The sequence below is a fragment of the Sphingobacterium bovisgrunnientis genome (genome assembly GCF_009829085.1).
GTDB lineage: Bacteria > Bacteroidota > Bacteroidia > Sphingobacteriales > Sphingobacteriaceae > Sphingobacterium > Sphingobacterium bovisgrunnientis.
Map to the genome: position 1 here is coordinate 288,454 of NZ_WUQY01000001.1, position 18,005 is coordinate 306,458.

Here is an 18,005-nt window from a genome sequence, read left to right on the forward strand (position 1 = left end):
ACGTGATAACATGAAGAGAGAATCGAAGAATAGTAAACTGACAGCAGAGGATATAAAACGTTATACCCGCAGGTTCTGGGTAATATTGTTAGGGCTAATTGGATTTGGTGCGTTGTTTTTATTTCTAGTACGTATCGGCCTGTTTGGAAAGTTACCAAGCTTTGATGAATTAGAGAATCCTCAAAGTAATCTGGCTTCCGAAATTTTGACTGATGATAATCGTGTATTAGGGACATATTATAGACAAAATCGTTCCAATGTTGAGTTTAGTGATCTATCTCCATATTTAGTTCAAGCCTTGATTTCCACAGAAGATAAGCGTTTTTATGGACATTCTGGTATTGACTATTCGCGTACAATAACGACTGTTTTCCACACTTTAATGGGAAACAAACAAGGGGGAAGTACGATTACACAACAGTTAGCATTAAATCTTTTTGCGGAGAAAAGAGAACGTAATACGATTAAGCGTATTATGCAAAAATTGCAAGAATGGATTACGGCGGTGCGTTTGGAGCGAAATTATACCAAAGAAGAGATCATAATGATGTACTTCAATACCGTAGATTTTGGCTATAAAAATACATATGGTATAAAGTCCGCATCACGTACTTTTTTCAATAAGACTCCGGATAAACTGTCCATTGAAGAGGCTGCGGTATTGGTCGGAATGTTAAAAGGACCTTCGATGTATTCTCCCGTTCGTAATGTCGAACGTTCCCAAGAACGTCGCAATTTGGTGATGGCAAATATGCGCAACGAGGGTTTTATTACTTCAGAAGAATTAGAAGCGGCTAAAGTAAAACCATTGAAACTAGATTTGAATGTTTCAAGTTATGGTGAAGGTCTTGCTCCTTACTTCAGAGCGGTTCTAAAAGATGAAATTAAGAAAGAATTTCAACACCTTGGCATTACAAAGGAAGATGGAACGCCATATGATTTGGATAAAGATGGATTGAAAATTTATACGCCAATAAATTATGAAATGCAAGAATATGCAGAAGCTGCACAGAAGGAGTGGATGCAAAAATTGCAAAACGAATTTAATAAGCAATGGCGAAATCGAAGTGCGTTCACAGGAGAAAGAGCAAAGCTTCTAGAAACTGGTATGCGTCGTTCGGATCGTTATATCCAAATGAAGAATGATGGGGCTACGGATGCAGAAATCAAAAAAGCATTCAATACCAAAGCGCAGATGACCATTTTCACTTGGCGTGGAAACGTGGATACGCTGATGACGCCTATGGATTCTATCAAATACAATAAGCTGATACTACGTAATTCTATGATGTCGATGGAGCCAAAAACAGGGCATATCAAAGCTTGGGTTGGTGGTATTAACTTTGAACATTACAAATACGATCAGGTAAAAATGGGTATCCGTCAAGTAGGTTCTACAGCCAAACCTTTTACATATGCTGTAGCCATTGACAATGATTATTCGCCTTGTCAACCTATCCCGAATTACCAACAAACGTATGGTGATTGGACTCCGAGAGGTACAGTGCAGGGAGGTAATCCCATTACGTTAAAAAATGCGTTGAAGTATTCGCAAAACTATGCTTCTGCTTATTTAATAAACCTTGTAGGTGCTTCTAATGTGGCTGATTTGACGCGCAAAATGGGAATTACGTCTAATGTTCCTAACTATCCATCTATTGCATTAGGAGCGTACGAAGCTTCCGTGTACGATATGGTGGGTGCATATTCTGCTTTTGTGAATCATGGAACTTGGATTAAACCGATGATGATCTTGCGTGTGGAGACTAAAGATGGAACTGTTTTATATGAGAATAGACCTGACATCAAAAAAGTGTTGAATAGCGAATCTGCTTACATTATGGTAGACATGCTAAAAGGTGTTGTTGATGGTGGTACTGGTAGTCGTCTTCGTCGTGCTGAATATGGAGGTTTGACGTACCCGATGGGTGGTAAAACAGGTACAACCAATGACAATTCGGATGCTTGGTTTATTGGTGTGACACCAGAATTGGTTACGGGCGTATGGACAGGAGCCGAAGACCGCAGTATTAGTTTTAGTAATATGCAGTACGGACAAGGTGCTGCTGCTGCACTTCCTGTATTTGGATTATATATGAAACGCGTTTACGCCAATTCAAAATTAAATTATTCAAAAGGTGATTTTCCTGAGCCTCCAGGAGGAATGACGCGTACAATTGATTGTTCTAAATATGGTGGTGTATATCATGGCGGAGAGCCACAAGAGCCCGAATTGCAGGATGACCGTTTAGGTTTTTAAAATATTTACAATTAATAATACGCCAGATAATGAATTTTCGTAATTTGTTGTCTGGCATTTTTGTTTCGCATTGATGAGTTCGTTTGATTACAAAGAAGAGTTAAAAAAGATTCCGCATAAGCCTGGGGTTTATCAATATTTTGATAAAGAGGATGTCTTGATTTATGTGGGGAAGGCGAAGGATTTAAGAAATCGTGTAAGCTCTTACTTTGTAAATGATAGACAATTCAATTCGAAAACCCGTGTGTTGGTCCGAAAAATCCAACGTATCGCCTTCACGATAGTTGATACCGAAATCGATGCTTGGTTGTTGGAAAATAACCTTATCAAAAAGCATAAACCTCGCTATAATGTGATGCTCAAGGATGATAAAACTTATCCTTGGATTGTTATCAAAAATGAATATTTCCCGCGCGTCTTTTGGACGCGTAAATATATCAAAGACGGCTCTATTTACTTCGGGCCTTATGCATCGGTTGGGATGATGCATATCGTCTTGGACACGATTCGAGAATTATTTCCTCTACGTACTTGCAACCTAAATCTTGCTCCGCAACAGATTACCAAAGGTAAATACAAAGTCTGTCTGGAGTATCAAATAGGGAATTGCAAAGGTCCATGTGAAGGTTTACAAACTTTGGAGGATTACGATCAAAATCTTTCGGATATCAAAGATATTTTGAATGGTAAAATTGCTGTCGTAAAAAATCGGATTAAGGAGAATTTGAATGATGCTGCTTCTGCGTTGAATTTCGAATTGGCACATCACCTCAAAAACAAATTGGATAAACTCGATAATTACCAATCAAAATCTACAGTTGTAAGTTCGTCAATTACGAATGTGGATGTGTTCAGTATTGCTTCAGATGACAGTTTGGCTTTCGTGAATTTCTTGAAAGTGGTGAATGGCGTTGTCATTCAGACACAGACTTTGGAAATGAAAAAGCGATTGGATGAAACAGATGCCGAATTGTTGCAAATTGCAATTCCAGAAATTCGAAATCGTTATAAATCGGTTTCTCGTGAAATTATAGTGCCTTTTGATTTGGAAATCGAAGGGATTCCAGATTTCGTGAAATTCACCGTCCCTAAACTTGGCGACAAGCGCAAATTGCTGGATTTATCGTTGAAAAATGTAGCATACTTCAAGAAAGAAAGAATGTTGCAATACGAAAAACTGAATCCAGAAGTACGAACAGATCGTTTGTTGTTACAGATGCAAAAGGATTTACGTTTGAATGTATTGCCTCGCCATATTGAATGTTTTGATAACTCCAATATTCAAGGTAATTATCCTGTATCGGCAATCGTTGTTTTCAAGGATGCCAAGCCATCAAAGAAGGATTACCGACATTTCAATGTGAAAACAGTAGAAGGGCCAAATGACTTTGCAACGATGGAAGAAGCTGTGCATCGTCGCTACAGAAGGATGTTGGATGAAGGTCATGAGTTGCCACAATTAATCGTAATTGATGGAGGTAAAGGTCAATTGGGCGCAGCCTTAAAGAGTTTGCGTCTATTGGGTATAGATAAAAAAGTAACCGTCATAGGTATCGCTAAACGTTTGGAAGAATTGTTCTATCCTGGTGATCAATATCCATTGTATTTAGACAAAAAATCCGAAACGTTGAAAATCATTCAACATCTGCGGGATGAAGCACATCGTTTTGGTATTACATTTCACCGCAATCAACGCAGTCGCAAAACTTTTGTATCCGAATTAGAAAATATTCCAGGAATCGGAAAAACTACTGTAGAGAAACTTTTAAAAGAGTTTAAATCCGTAAAACGTATCAAAGAGCAATCGGAAGAAGAATTAAAAAAAGTGCTTAATCTAAAACAGATTAAAGCACTTCGAGAGTATTTTCAATAATAATTCAGCTATAAGACGCTCAATTATTTTATAATTATTAATCTTCGTATCCGAATCTTTTCAGAATATTTTTCTTTGCTCTCCAATCTGGAACTACTTTAACAAAAAGCTCTAAAAATACCTTTCCGCCGATGAATTCTTCAATATCTTGGCGCGCATATGTGCCCACTTTTTTGATCATTGAGCCCCCAGTACCTACGATAATGTTTTTTTGTGAATCGCGCTCCACATATATTTCGGCAGATATTCTGGTAATATTATTTTCTTCTTTGTACGAAGTGACAGCCACTTCCGTACTGTAAGGGATTTCTTTTGAATACAATTTAAAGATCTTCTCGCGAATCATTTCAGAAGCAAAGAAACGCATAGATTTGTCCGTCAATTCATCTTTTTCGTAATATGGCGGATGTACTGGAAGCCTATCTTTGATATAGGTAAGGATAGGAGGTACATTATAGCCTAATAAAGCCGACATCGCAAAAATAGCTTCGGGATTAAGTTTCTCCTTCCAATATTCAATTTTTGCACGAACTTCTTCTTCTGTTGATTTATCTATTTTATTAATTAATACTGCGATCGAAGACGAAGTGTTTTTCAATTTTGTGATAACATCTTCCTCGTCGTGCTTCTCATTGATATCAGTCACAAATAAAATAATGTCTGCATCTATTAGCGATCCTTCTACAAAACTCATCATAGATTCTTGCAAAGAATACTTAGGTACGATGATACCAGGCGTGTCGGAAAAGATGATTTGATGATCTTCATCGTTGACAATTCCCATAATACGGTGGCGAGTTGTTTGAGCTTTAGGAGTAATGATAGACATTTTTTCACCTACTAAAGCATTCATTAGCGTAGACTTACCTGCATTTGGCTTACCTATGATACTTACGAATCCAGCTTTGTGCGACATTATTTAAATATTTATTTGTTTTACAAAGAAACAAATAATATCTTTGTACTCCAATTAAGGGAGTAAATAATCTTTGATTTTGACATTAAGAACAAAGATTTTGACATATAAAAATATAATGCGGGATGGAGCAGTGGTAGCTCGTCGGGCTCATAACCCGAAGGTCATCAGTTCGAGTCTGGTTCCCGCTACTAATATTAAAAGTCTAACGCGAGGTTAGGTTTACAAAACATAATGCGGGATGGAGCAGTGGTAGCTCGTCGGGCTCATAACCCGAAGGTCATCAGTTCGAGTCTGGTTCCCGCTACTAAAATTAAAGCCTAACGCGAGGTTAGGTTTACAAAACATAATGCGGGGTGGAGCAGTGGTAGCTCGTCGGGCTCATAACCCGAAGGTCATCAGTTCGAGTCTGGTCCCCGCTACTAATATTAAAAGTCTAACGAGAGGTTAGATTTTCACAACATAATGCGGGATGGAGCAGTGGTAGCTCGTCGGGCTCATAACCCGAAGGTCATCAGTTCGAGTCTGGTTCCCGCTACTAAAAATTAAAGCCTTACACTTCGGTGTGAGGCTTTTTTTTGGTGCGCCCGGCATGGGCGATAACTCTAGGGTGCAAGTCCCGAACACGCCATTACAGTTGGAAGTGTTAGCCGAAGGCAAGGGTGTCCACCGTGAGGTGGAATCTGAAGGAAGCCTCAGGCAAATTCGGATCATGTACAAAACCTGTGGAGTAGAAGAAAAATAATCGGATATTTGCATTATTATATTATTCAGATGCACGATTCATTTAAAGCTTTAATGCCTCTCATTATTCCAGAAGGGGTTTCCGATTATTTTGAAATGACCCATTATTCAAAAGGCGAATGTCGCTTGGATATATTTTTGGAGGAGATGAATGTTATTCCTGATGAATTCAAAACCAATAGCTTATTATCCAAAGGTTTTTTTGATCCCGTTACTTTACAAGATTTTCCTATTCGTGGTCAGCAAGTTTATTTACATGTTAAACGTCGAAGATGGCTCAATCAAGATACTGGTAAGGTAGTTTATAGGGATTGGAATTTAGTAGCAAAAGGAACGCGTGTCACATCAGATTTCGCGGCTTTTTTAAAAGGTATCAGCGGATAATCAAGCGCATAGCATCGAAACTATTAGCTCATTTTATGGTATATCCGCCAATAAATTAAGGCGATATTACCGTAATAAACTCAGTGGTTTTCAACAGTGGGCCCATCGCGAAAATGCACAGGAAGGACTAATATTTCCAAAGAATATAGGTAGTAGTCTTTCCATTGATGAAACCAGTCTTTCTCATGGTGAACTTTATACGGTGGTAACTAATAAAGAAGCTCACGGAAAGAAAGGGACTATAGTTGCAATTCTCAAAGGAACTAAATCCGATAGTATTATCCCTGTGCTTCAACAAATTCCACTCCGATTACGCAACAAAGTACGGGAAATAACACTTGACTTAGCTGGTAATATGGGGATTATAGCTAAGAAGTGTTTTGCTAATGCAGTGCAGGTTATTGATCGCTTTCATGTGCAGCAATTGGCAACTGAGGCACTTCAAGAAATCCGGATAAAACACCGTTGGGAAGCTATTGATGAAGAAAATATTGCCATTGAAGACGCTAAAAAGAGGAAAGAAACTTACTGTCCAGAAATCCTATCAAATGGCGATACTATAAAGCAAATGCTAGCTAGAAGTCGCTATTTACTCTATAAAAGTGAACATAAATGGACAGTAGAACAAAAGGAAAGAGCTAGTTTACTATTTGAACGCTATACTGAAATTCAAAAGGCTTACAAATTATGCCAAGAACTATCTTGGATATACAACACAACTGTAGATAAAATATATGCTTTTACACGACTAGCTAAATGGGCTGAGAAGGTAGAGCAAGCTGGGTTCATGTCTTTCAATACCGTGTCAAGAACTATAAATACGCATCACAAAAAGATTCTAAACTACTTTGATAACAGAAGTACCAATGCTTCAGCAGAATCTTTTAATGCAAAAATAAAAGCATTCAGAAGTCAGTTTAGAGGGGTTCGTGATATCAATTTTTTCTTATTCAGATTGACTAAGTTATTTGCTTAGTCCACAGGTTTTGTACATGATCCGTTTTAATTTAATTTTAAATTATTATTTGTAGAGAGTTGGCTATAAGTTAATGCAAGGACAAAAAAAGCCTCACTAGTTAGTGAAGCTTTTCGTGATCCCGCTGGGATTGGCTCAGCCCCACCTTGCCCGCACGCATACTTTGAGCCTTCTTTGAATCGAACCCCTCTTTTCGCCCTTTCAGGGTACAAAAAAAAGCCCAATCTTTCGATTGAGCTTGTTTTGTGATCCCGCTGGGATTCGAACCCAGGACCCATACATTAAAAGTGTATTGCTCTACCAGCTGAGCTACGGAATCTTACTCTTTTTCTTGAAGTTTCCTTCGTTGTTTGGAGTGATGCAAAGGTAGGTTTTTTAGTTGTAATTGCAAATTATAGCCAAATAAAAATTTGACTTTTGTTGTAAATGGCTCTTTTTGTGTTGATTATTTTTGAAAATAGTATTTCTAATTCTCAACCGTAAGCAAAAACACATGACCAACTTTCAATTTTAAGCTAATTACTGTAATATTTATAACCTAAAAGAGCAGATTTGATTCCAAATCTGCTCTTTTAGGAACTTTAAAACAAGCTAAACTAGGGTAATTCAGCGAAATTAACTGACGGTGCTACTTGTTGATTTTCGAATTTGAAAATCGTAGCAGGTTGCTCAACCTCGTCAAAAAAACCACCCATTTTTAGGAAGTAGCCATTCGATGTTTTACCTCCAGTTGCATCAACACGATTACCCTGTTTGTAGGTGGCATCTACTGTTAATCTTGCTTGTTCCATTTTGTGCCACTCGCCATTATAGACCCATTGATTTTTGAATTCAACTTGACGCGTCAAATATCCTTGGTTAGGGTTGAAGTTTTCTAAGAAGCTATGAAAACCTTTTAAATAGGTATTTGTTTTAGGACGTTTGAAACTTGCAATTAAATCCCATTTGTTTATTTCTGGTACAAAAAACCAAGCTGTATAATCTGTATTTCCTTTTCCGTCAGGTTCTCCTTTTAATAAGAATTTGTAGGTCACACCAGATTTCCAATTATAACGTCTAAAACTTTGACCACCTGAGCCTTCGTTTCCAAATTCGCCGGTGTTGACATTTTGACCTTTTTTCAAGAGTTTGATCTTTTGATTTTCAGGAATGGCATTAGGATCATCTGTGTGAAAAGGACTCCAAACTGAAAATAAAATTCGACGTTCCGTTTCAGAGTTCACTTGAATACCGAAATAGCCTTCACTAAATCCATTTGCCATAAAATAAGTCCCAATTACGTCTTGACCTTCTGGAACCAAAATTTCATTGTAGTAATAGGTTGTGTTTTCAACCTGTGGACCGTACCCCAAGTGGCACGATGGACCTCTGCGTGTCCAATAGAAGTTATCAGCATCACGGCAGTAAATAACACCATTTGTGGTAGCAGCTCCTTCTAAAAGCACAGCTTCAATATCAACATTGCCTGTCGAGGAAATAAAATCAACACTTTTGTAACCGCTTTGCGCAATATTAAACGATCCTAAATCAATAGTTTGATAATCTTTTGATACAATTTTTATTTTTCTTTTCTCCTTTCCAACTGCAATTTCTATAGTGGAAGGGGCTTCATCAAGCGATTTTGCGGTTAATTTCACCACTAAATTTCCAGTATTTGCTAATTTGAAATATGTACTTACTTTCTTTGAGTTTGGAGAAAGTTGTACACTATTTTTCTGCACAGCTGATTTACCATTATTGTAGCCAATTTCAAATGAGTTGCCTGCAACAGGAATTAAAAATGTTGTTTTTTCGGGTTGTTGAGCTTTGCTACTTGCTAGGAATAATACAATTAAGCAAACCGTATTGAATAATCTAATCATAAAAGTTATAGTTATGAAGTGAATTTATTCATTTTTTATAAGAAAATACCGGCTGTACAGATACGAAAGGTGAGAAGTGGCTAAGAATCGTATAATCAAACGGTTGTCTTAAATTGTAAAATTTTAGTGCATGTCAAATAAAGAATTTTAATTTTTTAATTTCCTCAAGTCATTAACTTTTCCTTGTGAATTTTTGATTGCTAATTGCTCAATTTTCGCTTGTAATGAATTTGTACTAGACCTGTATCGTACGACTTGGAACTAATGAATTCTAAATTTTGTTCAGGTCTATTATTTTGAAATAATCGTATGCCATCTCCAAGTAAAACTGGCACGATTGAAATCGTCATTTCATCAATCAAATCTTCCTTTAGCAAGGAATTGATTATTTCAGCACCGCCATCACAATACATATTTTTGCCGGGTTGAGATTTTAATCTGACTATGAGATTTTTTAAATCTTCACTATAGAAAAATGTTCGGCCAACATTGGTCAGCGGAGTCCTGCTAATCACATATACATCACGATCACCATTATCATAATGCGTTGTGCCTATATTATTCTTTACCCAATCGTAGGTTTTACGTCCAATAATTAACGTGTCTATGGTGGCGATGAAGTCATTGTAACCATAATCTTCGCCATTTTTTTCTACTAATTTTAGAAAACTTAGGTCATCGTTAGGTTTTGCAATATAGCCGTCTAGGCTACAGGCAATAAATAAGCAAAGTTTACGCATGGATTGATATTTTTGATAAATTTTGGTGTTAGAAATATGTTTTTCTTAATAGTGTTAAACAAGAATTGTTTCTATCAATACCGCATTTTTTGATTGGTCATAATAGGTACAAGTCATTTCGAACAGATCTACAATCCATTTCTCAATACCTGTTTCGGCGCAATGCGTGCAAAAGGTATAATAATCTGTTTGCCCTTTTTGATGAATTTTTAGGTAATTTTTAAATTGCTCCAAGTCTACCTGAGTAGAGATTTCTAGGTTTTCGTATTTTGATGTGGACTGAGTCTGAAAGCCATTGTTCCCAATATACACCGTATGACTATCACGAACCCAAGTTTCAAAAGCTAATACGCCTAATTCCTTAATTGCTTGAATATATTTGGGAAAGTCAGCACCTGATTTTACTTTTTCGTGCGCATCTTCAATTTGTTGGACGGAAAACATAAAGCTAATTGATTAATGTTTTCAAATATACTAACTGAACATGACAACTGATTGTCAGCAGTATTCAAATTTTTTTTAATATCATAAGGTATATTGATTCGTACTTTCATATTATTCGTGTGGATGAGTCTGTCAATGAATCTGAACTTATTCCAAGTAGCTCTTTTCTCTGGAAACAACAATTATTTATTGATTAAAGTAAAGAGCTCAATAATTGATTGAGCTCTTGCTTGAAACCGGTGGCTTTCATGGAAAGCCTATGTATGTGTGATTATTTTAAGTGGTAATAGAATTGATGGTAAGTTCAACCTTTTTTTCCAATTCATCCAAATCAAATGGCTTGGATAAATAAGTCTCTGCTCCAGCGCGATTTGCCAGTGTTTCTACATCGTTATTTGCTGAACAATAAATTACTGGAATGTCTTTATAATCTGGATGATTTTTTAGAAGCTTAGTGGCTTCTACGCCACCTATTTCAGGTATCCAATTGTCCATGATGACTAAATTTGGTTTCACTTTAGCCACTTTCTCAATAATATCATGCGACGTAGAAGATATTTCTACGTGATATCCTGCGCTTTCGAGCACTATTGAAAATATTTCTAAAATAGCTTTATCGTCATCAAATACGAGTATCGTCTTATTTTTCATAGGTATGCTGATCCTTTATTTTTTCAAATGATTAATATATGTTGCCATATGCTCGGGTAGGAGTTGGCTAATTTCTGGTATCTTCTCTAGAGCTTGCTGCGGCATATAACTTACTTCTGCTGTTTTCGGATCTTGAATGGCTACCTTTCCGTGGTGATAAAGTATAGTTTTTAACCCTTCTACGCCGTCTTGGCTGCCTCCCGAAAGTAAAATAGCAGCAGCAGTATCGTGGAATATACGTGCGGCAGATTCGAATGTGACGTCTATGGATGGTCGCGAATAATTTACTTTTTCGGAAGCATCCAAAGCAATATACTGCTCGTTCTCAAATAGTAAATGATAATCTGCTGGCACCAGGTAAATAGTGCCATTTTCTAGCTTAGTTTTGTCTTCCACTTCCTGCACCTTCATCGCAGTGGAGGTTTCAAAAAGCTGATGCAAAGTACTTTTTGGATATGCTTTGCGGTGCAAAATAATAATAATAGGAAAGCCAATCTCGACATGAATGTCGGGCAATAATTGCAATAGTACGGGTATACTACCTGCTGATCCACCTATTAATAATACTTTTGTTTGCATGCAATTGTTAACTTATTTTTTGCCAAATCTTTTGACCTTTAAATTGTTTGTACCGTTTTTCTAGTAAGGAAAAACGTATAGTCTCTTTATCACCTAAAGCTAAATAACCCAATGGTTGCAAGCTATTGTCAAACAATTCAAACACTTTGTTTTGAAGATCTTTGTCAAAATATATCAATACATTTCGACACATAATCAGTTGAAATTCGTTGAAAGAACTGTCTGATACAAGATTGTGTGTCGAAAATAATATTCTACTTTTCAAATCTTCTTGTAATTTTACCACGTCATACATTGCCGTGTAATAGCTGGAAAAATCTACTGTTCCGCCAGAATGAATGTAATTTTCAGAATATTGTTTCATCACACTCAACTGAAATATTCCTTTCGAAGCCTTCTCAATCACCGTTGGATTAATATCAGTTGCGTAAATTAATGCTTTGTGATAAAGGTTGATTTCCTTTAGTAGAATAGCGATAGAATATGCTTCTTCACCAGTGGAACAGCCTGCCACCCAAATGCGAATAAACGGATACGTTCCCAATTTTGGAAGAATATCGTTGCGAAGTTTTTTGTAAAACAAAGGATCACGAAACATTTCTGTCACATTAACAGTAATCTCTTCTACGAAGCGCTGCAAATAGGACTTATCACTGATTACTTTGTATCGTAATTCTGCAAAACTTGCAAACTTGTCTACCAAACAAATTCTATTCAAGCGTCTTTTTAGTGATGCTTTACTGTATTGCGAAAAATCATAACCGTATAATACCGATACATCGTCCAAAAGCAATTCCATTTCATCATCTCGGATAATATCTAGCTCCATTTTTACATATATTTTCTAAGGATATTCATCAAAATATCCACGTCAATGGGTTTTGCAATATAATCTGTAGCACCCGCTTCAATACAGCGTTCGCGATCACCACTCATAGCCTGTGCAGTAACTGCAATGATGGGTACCTTTGGATATTTCTCTGACGAGTGAATGATTTTTAATGCTTGGTAACCATCCATCTCAGGCATCATCATATCCATCAATACAATACCAATATTTGGTTTAGTAGTCAAAAATTCCAAACCTTCTTTGGCATCCGATGAAGATATAAATTTGTAGCCTTTAGCCTTCAATGTTAACTGCAAGGCGAAAGTATTGCGGTTGTCATCATCAATGATAAGGACCACATCTCTGTTCTCGGTTTTCATCTTCTTTTAGATTTATATCTCATATAACCAAACACGCAACAAGGATAATAGTTGATCTTTATCCACTGGTTTTGAAATGTAATCTGAAGCACCAGCCTGTATACATTTCTCCCGATCACCTGTCATCGCTTTAGCCGTTACAGAAATAATCGGTAAGTTTTTATAAGCGTTCATTTCTCTAATTTTTTGAATGGTCTCGTAGCCATCCATTTCAGGCATCATCATATCCATGAGTACAATAGATACATCGGGATTGCTTTTGAGCTTTTCAAGAGCTTCCTTACCATCCATAGCCGAGACAACATTGACATTGTATTTTTCTAATATTTTGGTCAAAGAGAAAATATTACGCACGTCATCATCGGCAATCAAAATTGTCTTGTTGTGCAAAACTTCATTTAATGCGCCTAACTTGTTGGTTTTATTCTTCGAATCTCCGTTTTGTTCTTCGACTAAGTGCAAAAACAGTCCGACTTCATCTAAAATTCGTTGGAACGAATGCGCTGTCTTGATAACCACAGAATCGGCATAATTTTTTATTTTTAATTCCTCAGCATGCGATAGATTCTTACCCGTAAAAATAATTATTGGTAAATTTTCTAAACCTTGATTTCTTTTGATGGCTTCCAATGTAGCATAACCTGTTTTGTCTGGTAGGCCCATATCCAAAATAACACAGTTGACTTTTGAATTTAATAAAGTCTGCACGCTGTCTTCGACATTGGTTTTTATCTCAGATGTGATATCAAAATTGTTTAAGAAATAGGAGAGTGCTTCAGCGTGTTTTGGATTTTCTTCGACAATCAACACTTTTTGCGAATGACGATTTAAAGCTTCCTCTATTTTTTGGAAAATTTGTCCCATTTGTTCTAGTGCCACAGGTTTATTGATAAAATCAATAGCACCTTTCATCAAGCTTTCTTTTTTCATTTGTAAAGAAGACATGATGTGCACTGGGATATGACGTGTTTTGCTGTTGTTTTTCAACTCATCCATTACTTCCCAACCATTCTTAACTGGTAGCTGGATATCCAGTAAAATGGCTAATGGTTGATACTTTTCGGCTACTTCCAATACTTGGTCGCCACGCACAAGGACAATACCTTTATATTTTTGCTGATGCGTATATTTTAATAGCGCTTTCGCGAAATTCGTATCATCTTCCACAATCAAAATGATTTTGTCACCGACCTTTAAATTATTGCGGTCATCATCTATTTCCTCTGGAATATCTATTAATGTATAAGGGATTTTTTCTTCTTTTAAATCTACTGTAAGTTCTGATTCTTGCTGATAAGAAGTATTATTTATTGGCTCAGAAATTAATTTCTGATCAATTATGGAATCCTTATTCATAGGAATCTGAATAGTAAACGTACTTCCTTCATCCAATCGACTTTGTAATCCAATATTACCACCAAGTAATTTTACAATTTCTCTGCTGATTGATAAACCTAAACCAGTTCCGCCAAATTTACGACGTGTAGAACCGTCGGCCTGCTGGAAAGCTTCGAAAATAACTTTTTGTTTGTCTGCGTCAATTCCAATTCCAGTGTCTGAAACGGAAAAATGGATAAAATTATGGCGCAAAGGGTCTGGTGTAATACGTAAGCGAACTTCACCCTGTTGTGTAAATTTAATGGCATTAGCAATCAAATTGCGTAATACTTGTTCCAAGCGAAGTTTGTCCGTCTCCATGTAATCTGACAACAAGGAATCGATCTCCGTGTAGAATTCCAATCCTCTATCCAAAGCAACAGGACGGAACATATTTTGTAAATCTTGACACAACGAAGAAAGTGAAACAGATTCGTATTCTAACTTCATTTTCCCTGCTTCAATTTTAGATAAATCTAAAATTTCGTCAATCAAACTCAATAAACTTGTACCAGAACTTTGAATTACTTTTGCTGATTCTATTTGATCTTCATTGAGATTTTCATCCGCATTTTCAACCATTAAACGCGACAAAAGTAAAATTGAATTTAACGGCGTACGCAACTCATGAGACATGTTTGCTAGGAATTCGGATTTATACTTTGTACTCAATGCAAGTTCTTCGGCTTTTTTCTGAATTTCTGTATTGCGAATAGCAATAAGCTGATTTTTTTCTTCCAAAAGTTTGGCGCGTTCTTCCAGTTCTTGGTTGGATTGCATCAATTCTTCCTGCTGCACCTTCAGCTCTTCTTCAGAAGCTTGTAGCCTTTGTGTGTATTCTTCTAAGTCATTATTAAGACCCTCTAGTTCACTGTGTTGCATTTGTAGTTCTTCGGATTGCGCTTGTGTCTCTTCGAGCAACATTTGAATCCGCTGTCTACTTTTGGCAGCTAATATTTCTAATGTGATTAGTTTGCAGGCATCTTGGAAAAATTCAAGATCAACTTCCTCAAATTCAGTATCGGATGCCAATTCAACTACACCAAAACATTCGCCTTTCGCAGTGAGAGGTAGCCACAGAATATTTGCTAACTTAATTTGACCATTAGCAAAACTTACTACATAATCTTCCTTAGCAATATTCTCTAGTAATTTTATTTTTTTATCCAAAAATACTTGTCCTACCATTCCTTCACCAGGTTGGTAATCTTTAAGCATAGTCGATTCTAAACCATATGCGCTCTTTAAAGCCAGTTTTTTATTTTCTAAGATATAAAACGCACCATTCATACATTCACCGTAGTGTATTAGGTGTGCTAATGCGTCGGTTGCTATTTCGATTTCAGGTTTATTGCCTGTTAGAATTTCATTTATTTTAACTAATCCAGTTTGTTTCCATTCATTTTGACTGATTTCATCAAAAGATTTTTGAAGTGCTTCAGTCATTTCATTTAATGCAGCCGCTATGCCACCCAAATGATCTTTTTCGTCCTCATTAGCACGAACTGAATAATCACCTTCGGCTATTTTGCGAGCAATACGCTGAACTGTAGCCAACCTTTTGGCTAGTTGAATATCTTTATCCTGAAGTTCTTTTTGTAGTTTTTCTCTTGCTGTAAATTCATTGCGAATTTGTTTGTAGAAGAAGAAGGTAATAATAAGTGAAACAAAGCAAGCAAGTAAGATAAACATTGACGTATAATTAGACGTAACGTTCATTGCTCTACTTCTTACTTCTAACAATTGACTTTCTGTTTCAATCAGATCTTCAACCAGGATACGACAGCTGTCCATGTAGACTTTTCCCTGCTCCAATAGACTTAAGTCAATTTCTTTACCTGCTTTCTTGGCATCCACAATCTCACCTAATATACTTAATCGAGCATGTACAAGACTTGAAATACTATCGATACGTGTTGATTGTGATGAGGTAACTTCGAGTTGATTTCGAATTTGTTCAATTGATTTGGGAAGCGACTCCATGCCTTTGTAGAATGGAGCAAGGAATGCTTCGTTATTCGTCAAAATATAGCCACGCTGTCCAGTTTCAGCATTCAATAAATCAACTAAAATACGATCAGCACTCAATAAAGTATTTTGGGTATGTAATACTTTTTCGCGTTGATTTATCTGATTGCGTACACTCAAAAATGACGCAATCGAAGTGATAAGTAGTATAATAAATGAAAACCCAAAGCCTATTTGAAGCTTTTTAATGAGTTGTTTAGGCATAATTTAGTTGGTTATAAGGTAAAGAGAAATAGATTGTTGTTCCTTCGCCGATTTTACTTTCCACGCCATAACTTCCTTGATGTTGGTTGATTATTTCGGCACAGATATAAAGACCAATACCTAATCCTTGAAATTTCAAGGAAGATTCTTCTACGCGGTAGAATTTAGAGAAAATGTATTTCTGCTTTTCTACAGGTATGCCTATTCCAAAATCTTGTACAGCAATGCAAGCTTTGTTGTCTTCAACCCAAGTTTTTACCAATACTTTTTCTGTATCAGGGGAATATTTTAGAGCATTCGTTAAGAAATTTACCAATACTTGTTCGATGCGTAGTGCATCCGCTGCAATAGGTTTATCGAAAATTTCACCAGTTCTTTCAACAACAATAGATGAGGAATGTGTCTCGCGGATGGTATCCATGGCATCGTTGATAGTTTTTTCCAGATCAATCTCCTTTTTGTCAATTTTCATCTGTCCATTTTCTATTTTAGAGATATCCAATAAATCAGCGATAAGGCACTCTAATTTTGAGACTTCGTCTTTGGCGCGTCCAATATAAGTTTTCACTACATCCGAATCTTGTTTATTTAGTACGCGTTCGAGAAGCTGGACGTATGCTTTTATTCCAGTGAGAGGCGTTTTTAATTCATGGCTCGCAATACTAAGAAATTCATCCTTCTTACTTTCAATTAGTTTTTGATCATTGATATCCGTTAAAGTTCCAATCCAGTTGCAAACTTTGCCATTCTCTTTGATAGGAATGATACGTAATAAATGATACCTAAATAATCCGGTTCGCAATTCTTTGATACGAACTTCCTTTTCAATAGAAGTCTCCAATTCTTTGCAATTAGCAAGAAAATAAGCTAGTTGATCTGTCTCATTGGGATGGGTTTCGGGCAGGGTAAAGGCAGAATCAGAATAATTGAACCAGCTGTGGTTTACATAACTAATGTCTCCATTATGGTCTACAGTAAAAGCTATTTGCGGCAAACTTTCCATAATGGAATGTAAATGCTCTACTTGCTTTCTTAGTTCTTCTTGAGCTTTTTTACGCGTTTCTATTTCAGATTGCAGTTTGGATTGTGCTTCATTAAGCGATACCGTTTGCTCGTACAATCTAGAAAACGTTCTAACTTTAAGTAAGAGAATTTCGGGATCTACTGGTTTAGTAATGTAATCTATTCCTCCTGAATCGTAGCCTCTAGTAATAAACTGTTTATCAGTGTTATTTGCTGATAGAAAAATTACAGGTATATCCTTCGTGCGACTGTATCCAGCTAAGGTTTCGGCAACCTCAAAACCATCCATTCCAGGCATCTGCACATCCAATATGATAAGTGCATAATTTCGCTTGAGTACCTTTTTTAACGCTTCTTCACCAGAAAGCGCAGTATCTACAACAAAGTTCTTGGACTCCAAGAGGGTCTTCAATGAAAATATGTTTTCTTTTTTATCATCGACAATCAAGATCATAAGTAGACTTTATAAATAAATTTTTCGTAGATATACGGTTAAAGTTTGGTCGTAACCTGTCCACACTTAGCAAAAATCAATCCAATTACCTTTAACTCGCTTATGAATACGAATAAATTCAGAGGATATTGCGGTAAATACCTATAATTAGGTATTACTGTGGGCTTAAAAAAAACAATTAAGTTTAATTGTGTCCAATAGTTCTTTTATTATGGTTTTTAAGCTTGTAATTTAGAGTAAAGATCTAATGGTATTTTTCTTAATTTAATTTCTAAATATCT

Annotated in this window: 14 protein-coding genes and 5 tRNA genes; 8 read left to right on the plus strand and 11 right to left on the minus strand. The window is 36.4% G+C overall.

The window, feature by feature from the left end:
• Positions 1-10 precede the first annotated feature (10 nt).
• Together GOQ16_RS01105 and uvrC are read left to right on the plus strand one after the other, a co-directional pair.
• Positions 11-2,260 carry a penicillin-binding protein 1A gene (locus GOQ16_RS01105; protein WP_160067054.1) on the plus strand — a complete coding sequence of 750 codons (2,250 nt, stop codon included), beginning with the start codon at positions 11-13 and terminating at the stop codon, positions 2,258-2,260.
• Positions 2,261-2,333: 73 nt separating this feature from the next.
• Entirely contained in the window at positions 2,334-4,133 is a 1,800-nt protein-coding gene (uvrC, locus tag GOQ16_RS01110; protein ID WP_160067056.1) for an excinuclease ABC subunit UvrC, read from the plus strand.
• Positions 4,134-4,170: 37 nt separating this feature from the next.
• On the opposite strand, the gene era is transcribed toward uvrC, so the two are convergent.
• Positions 4,171-5,049 (minus strand): GTPase Era, encoded by an 879-nt coding sequence (gene era / locus GOQ16_RS01115; protein ID WP_160067058.1) that lies wholly within the window; start codon positions 5,047-5,049, stop codon positions 4,171-4,173.
• A gap of 119 nt (positions 5,050-5,168) precedes the next feature.
• On the opposite strand from era, the gene GOQ16_RS01120 reads away from it, so the two are divergent.
• The 6 genes from GOQ16_RS01120 (at position 5,169) to GOQ16_RS01145 (ending at position 7,153) form a co-directional block, all read left to right on the plus strand.
• Positions 5,169-5,240: transfer RNA gene (locus GOQ16_RS01120), tRNA-Met, on the plus strand.
• Between the two features lie 44 nt (positions 5,241-5,284).
• Positions 5,285-5,356, plus strand: a tRNA-Met gene (locus GOQ16_RS01125).
• Positions 5,357-5,399: 43 nt separating this feature from the next.
• Positions 5,400-5,471 (plus strand) — tRNA-Met (locus tag GOQ16_RS01130).
• A 44-nt stretch (positions 5,472-5,515) separates the two neighbouring features.
• Positions 5,516-5,587: transfer RNA gene (locus tag GOQ16_RS01135), tRNA-Met, on the plus strand.
• Between the two features lie 236 nt (positions 5,588-5,823).
• Positions 5,824-6,177 carry an ISAon1 family transposase N-terminal region protein gene (locus tag GOQ16_RS01140; protein ID WP_088162610.1) on the plus strand — a complete coding sequence of 118 codons (354 nt, stop codon included), beginning with the start codon at positions 5,824-5,826 and terminating at the stop codon, positions 6,175-6,177.
• A gap of 40 nt (positions 6,178-6,217) precedes the next feature.
• The gene (locus GOQ16_RS01145) at positions 6,218-7,153 is read left to right on the plus strand and encodes an ISAon1 family transposase (RefSeq protein ID WP_204987402.1); all 936 of its coding nucleotides are present in this window, start codon (positions 6,218-6,220) and stop codon (positions 7,151-7,153) included.
• 246 nt (positions 7,154-7,399) lie between these two features.
• Here GOQ16_RS01145 and GOQ16_RS01150 read toward each other — a convergent pair.
• From GOQ16_RS01150 to GOQ16_RS01195, 10 genes are all read right to left on the minus strand, one after another.
• A tRNA-Lys gene (locus tag GOQ16_RS01150) sits at positions 7,400-7,472 on the minus strand.
• Positions 7,473-7,749: 277 nt separating this feature from the next.
• Positions 7,750-9,015: a DUF3472 domain-containing protein gene (locus GOQ16_RS01155; protein ID WP_160067060.1), complete on the minus strand. Its 1,266-nt coding sequence runs from the start codon at positions 9,013-9,015 to the stop codon at positions 7,750-7,752.
• 200 nt (positions 9,016-9,215) lie between these two features.
• Positions 9,216-9,755 carry a dihydrofolate reductase family protein gene (locus tag GOQ16_RS01160; protein ID WP_160067062.1) on the minus strand — a complete coding sequence of 180 codons (540 nt, stop codon included), beginning with the start codon at positions 9,753-9,755 and terminating at the stop codon, positions 9,216-9,218.
• A gap of 54 nt (positions 9,756-9,809) precedes the next feature.
• Positions 9,810-10,199, minus strand: a complete 390-nt coding sequence (locus GOQ16_RS01165) for a DUF1398 domain-containing protein (RefSeq protein WP_160067064.1) — start codon at positions 10,197-10,199, stop codon at positions 9,810-9,812.
• A gap of 276 nt (positions 10,200-10,475) precedes the next feature.
• Positions 10,476-10,850 carry a response regulator gene (locus GOQ16_RS01170; RefSeq protein WP_160067066.1) on the minus strand — a complete coding sequence of 125 codons (375 nt, stop codon included), beginning with the start codon at positions 10,848-10,850 and terminating at the stop codon, positions 10,476-10,478.
• Positions 10,851-10,865: 15 nt separating this feature from the next.
• Complete coding sequence (locus tag GOQ16_RS01175; RefSeq protein WP_160067068.1) at positions 10,866-11,429, minus strand: chemotaxis protein CheB; 564 nt, start codon at positions 11,427-11,429, stop codon at positions 10,866-10,868.
• A 7-nt stretch (positions 11,430-11,436) separates the two neighbouring features.
• Entirely contained in the window at positions 11,437-12,258 is an 822-nt protein-coding gene (locus GOQ16_RS01180) for a CheR family methyltransferase (RefSeq protein ID WP_160067070.1), read from the minus strand.
• A 2-nt stretch (positions 12,259-12,260) separates the two neighbouring features.
• Entirely contained in the window at positions 12,261-12,638 is a 378-nt protein-coding gene (locus GOQ16_RS01185) for a response regulator (protein ID WP_160067072.1), read from the minus strand.
• 12 nt (positions 12,639-12,650) lie between these two features.
• Complete coding sequence (locus tag GOQ16_RS01190; RefSeq protein WP_160067074.1) at positions 12,651-16,247, minus strand: response regulator; 3,597 nt, start codon at positions 16,245-16,247, stop codon at positions 12,651-12,653.
• Positions 16,240-17,724 (minus strand): ATP-binding response regulator, encoded by a 1,485-nt coding sequence (locus GOQ16_RS01195; protein ID WP_160067076.1) that lies wholly within the window; start codon positions 17,722-17,724, stop codon positions 16,240-16,242. The genes GOQ16_RS01190 and GOQ16_RS01195 overlap by 8 nt, the downstream gene beginning before the upstream one ends.
• Positions 17,725-18,005: the final 281 nt, after the last annotated feature.